We start from the raw sequence: 4,176 nt of genomic DNA, 5'->3' as shown, positions 1-4,176 counted from the left end.
ATTTTGCGGGAGTCGATAATTACTCGGTCAGTTTAATTGTTGGACTTTACTTAACCTGACATAAGCACAGTAAGCAAGCAGGTAAATACAGCAGAAATAAAAGCTATGAATTCATTAAATTAAGCATTTCCAGCGGGAAATAGCAGGAGTTAAAAGCAGAAATAATGCCATTACAAATATTTATAATGGCATTATTTGGAGGGGTATCTATTGACCATTCTTATCTAACAGTAAGATAGAAGGCCATCAGGTTATACCGTAAAACCGAGATAGAGATAGATTGCCAACACAATACTTGCAGTTGCAATGGCATAGGGCATTTGTGTTCGAATATGCTCAATATGGTCACAATCCGTCGCCATAGACGCCACAATGGCATCACCAGAGATAGGCGATGTCATGTCACCAAAAATAGAACCTGCAATGGCCGCACCAATCATATATTCCACGGGCATCCCCAAAGAGACCCCAAGCTGAACACCGATGGGGATCATAATGGCAAACGTGCCCCATGACGTCCCCGTCGCTAGCGACATAATTGCACTGATAATAAAAATAAAGCCAATTGAGAATCCAGGAGAAATAACACCGGAGGTGATAGTAGCAATATATTGCCCGGTATTGAGATCAGCAGAGACATTCCCCATCAAAAATGCCAATACCATAATTGAGCTGATTTTCACCATACTGGCGTAACCGATATACAACTCTTTAAAGAAGGATTCTATATTCAGGATCCGCCGCCCACAGAACCAAACAAAAGAAACCGTTGTCCCAAACATCACAGCGCTATATACCGACATAGAGCCGCTACCTTTAGTGAAATCGCCATCGCCAGTGACATAAAGTGCAACCGGCACAGCAATAACAGTCGACAGAATAGGGATAAGGAAGTTTAGCAATGAATTACACGCCGGATGATCAATGACTTCATCTTTTTCTTTCTCAACGTGCAGATCCTGTTTGCTGATGTAATTCGCTTCAGCCTTCTTCATCGGCCCCCAGGATGCCCCAGAGAAAATATAGAACAGTACGGACGCCAACGAGAACCATGCCATCAGATTCCACACCATCGATCTGGCCAGAATCTCAAAAGGCTGTCCATCGATGTACCCTTTGGCGATCTGGACACCGATGACCCCCATCATTGCCGCACCCCAACCATTTATCATTGCTGAAGAACAGACTGATACACAGGAGGTTTGGACAATATAAGACATTTTCTCTGGTGATAGACCGTATCTTTTTGCCAGATCTTTGGTCGATGCACCGGCAATAAGTTGGTTGATCGAACTTTCAATGAAAATAATTGACGTAATCACCATCGCCAACAACTGCACTGCTTTTTTATTAGTAACAAACTGAGTTTTTTCTGTTAAGGCGCGAACTAAACTTCGAACGCCCCCGGTCACGACAATTAAGCGCATGATCCCGCCAATCATCACCATAAAAATAACGGTACGAGTATTACCTGGAGAAGAGAATGTATCAATAATTCCATTTAAAGTGCCACTGATCCCCTGAAGTAGATTGTGATCGTTAATAACCGTAAATCCAACAACTATCCCCATTAATAACGACAATATTACCTGCCGAGTAAAAATCGCCAAACAAATAGTTACTAGTGGAGTTATAATTGTCCACACGCCATAATCATGCATATGACTACCCTATTAATTATTGTATAAAGGAAAGGGCTTGCTCTGCGTCTGCTATTAAATCATTAATATCTTCGATACCGATTGAAAGCCGTAGTGTTGTATCGTATATGCCTATATTTTCCCTCTCGTTTTGAGACATAGAACCATGCGACATTGAAGCAGAATGGTTAACCATACTTTCAACGCCCCCCAGTGATTCGGCTAAAACAAAATAATTTAGCTTGGCAATAAAGGTTTTCACCGCTGTTATATCGCCTTTTAATCGGATACTGACTACCGCCCCGCCAGAACGCATCTGTTTTTTACACAATTGATATTGAGGATGTGATTCCAGACTAGGGTAATGGACATCTAGTACCTTAGAATGTTGTGCTAAAAACTGCGCGATTTTTAAAGCATTACTGCATTGACGTTCCATACGAACATCAAGTGTTTTCATGCCGCGCAATGCCAAATAGGCATCAAACGGCGAAGCAATAGCCCCAACGGTGGTTTTACAAAAATCCAGTTGGTCGGCAATATTCTGCACATTGGTAATAACTGCACCGCCAATTAAATCTGAATGCCCACCAATATATTTACTGGTAGAGAGCATAACGATATCAGCACCTAAAGTGAGCGGCCGTTGGTTCCAGGCACTGGCAAAGGTATTATCCACGCAGCTCATTATGCCCCTGCTTTTGGCAACCTGGCATACCGCTTCAATATCAACTAATTCCAACAGTGGGTTAGTGGGCGTTTCAATCCAGATTAAAGCTGTATTCTCCTGAATATGGCTATTTACTGACGCCAGATCGTTAAGATCGACATAACTGAATGTGGTACCTGAAGTGTGTTTACGCAGACGTTCAAACAACCGATAAGTACCGCCATAGACCCCTTTCATTACTAATACATGGGAATCTTTAGGTAGCAACTCCAATATAAGTGCAGTTGCTGCCATACCGGAAGCGGTCGCCGTAGCATAGATACCACCTTCTAACTCAGCCAAGGCGGTTTCATACGCATATCTTGTCGGGTTACTGCAACGGGAATAACAAAACTCCCCTTCTTCGCCTAAATTGGGTTGAATGAAAGAACTGGCAGTGGTAATTGGTGGAAAAATAGCATTATTGCCCCGGTCAACTTGATCTCCGGCATGGATAACCAGAGTCGCGATCGATTTTGACTTATTCATTATTTGTCCCTTTAAATTTTTACGATAACCCGCCGATCATTATTAATAATGACGTTAGGCCACGCAGTTAAACCGTAATATTTATTTACGTGTCATTATACTGATAATTTCTTTATCTGTTTGCCTCATCGGCGATAACACTAATTTACATAAATTGTTGATAGAACCTTCAACATTGCAAGAAACAATGCCATCACGCTCCCCTGCAACGCTATTTTGTTGCGCCATCAACACCGACTTAAATGCGCAGGCGGTGGCAGTAGACACTTTCATCGCACAACTATTTGATGCACCATCACAAATAATCCCACTGATATCACTGATCATATTACTGACCGCGTAGGAGATAGTCTGAAAATCCTGGGTCAATAACCAACTCATACCTGCCGCTGCGCCCATTGCTGCCGTTGAAGCCGCACACAATGCAGACAATCGGGTATAACGCATATGAATTGAAATTGCAGCCAAATGAGCCAATGCTAATGCCCTGGCCAGGGTTTCATCATCGGTCTTTAGATGTCTGGCAAGTGTCACTACCGGCATTGTCACGGTAATCCCTTGATTACCTGAGCCATAATTTGACATCGCGGGTAAGGGTGCGCCTCCCATACGGGCATCTGACGCCGCAGTGGTGTTGATCAACATTTGGCTCAGTAAGTCAGTGCTGATAAAGCCGTTTTTCCTGGCCTGCGACAACGCCCCACTCACGTTCAAACCATAGCTCTTCCTTTGCCCCTCATCAGAAAGCGCAGTATTAATCTCAGCACTTTTCAGCATAAACATAATATCTTTAGCGCCAACATCGGTCACAAATTTAAATGCGTCGTTAAGTGAAAATTCGGGTAGTGCGCCCTTTTCATTGTCGGTGATTAAGTCTCGGGCTAATATTTGTTTTATATTATTAATATATACTTGCGTGACATTGGTATGGCCACCTTGAATCACAACCCGGCAGTGATCATCAAGGCTATATAACGTAATATCAATAAAAATAAAGTCCGCAGCATCTACTGCGTTTAAACACACTTTACCTGATTCATTGAACATATAAGCTTGGGTAATTTGTGCCGCAGTAATGTCTTTCAATACTTCTAAATCGGCATCCGCGTTACCGCCAATAGCCCCTATCGCCGCAGCAAGAGTCACTCCGCAATAGGTTGTTCCTGGGATAGTGACCCCCATCGCATTTTTATACAGATTCTCCGATATCTCCCCCGTTATTTTTAATATCGGTGCGTTGAGATATTTGGCAGCCACCGCAGCAGCATACGCAATAGCAATAGGTTCAGTACAACCTAATGAAAGTTTTACTTCTTTTCTCAACCAATCGAGCAACTG

General features: G+C 42.8%; 3 protein-coding genes. All 3 read right to left on the bottom strand.

The window, feature by feature from the left end; genetic code table 11:
• Nucleotides 1–251 precede the first annotated feature (251 nt).
• Nucleotides 252–1,661, bottom strand: coding sequence for a Na+/H+ antiporter NhaC family protein (locus tag V1952_RS20355; protein ID WP_372559536.1), 1,410 nt, complete (start codon nucleotides 1,659–1,661; stop codon nucleotides 252–254).
• 16 nt (nucleotides 1,662–1,677) lie between these two features.
• Complete coding sequence (locus V1952_RS20350) at nucleotides 1,678–2,838, bottom strand: trans-sulfuration enzyme family protein (RefSeq protein WP_420075419.1); 1,161 nt, start codon at nucleotides 2,836–2,838, stop codon at nucleotides 1,678–1,680.
• Nucleotides 2,839–2,919: 81 nt separating this feature from the next.
• Nucleotides 2,920–4,173 (bottom strand): serine dehydratase subunit alpha family protein, encoded by a 1,254-nt coding sequence (locus V1952_RS20345; protein ID WP_420075420.1) that lies wholly within the window; start codon nucleotides 4,171–4,173, stop codon nucleotides 2,920–2,922.
• Nucleotides 4,174–4,176: the final 3 nt, after the last annotated feature.

This window comes from Yersinia sp. 2542 StPb PI, assembly GCF_048593855.1.
GTDB lineage: Bacteria > Pseudomonadota > Gammaproteobacteria > Enterobacterales > Enterobacteriaceae > Yersinia > Yersinia enterocolitica_E.
The sequence above is the reverse complement of the archived record's forward strand: the minus strand, read 5'-3'. Positions and strand labels throughout refer to the sequence as shown.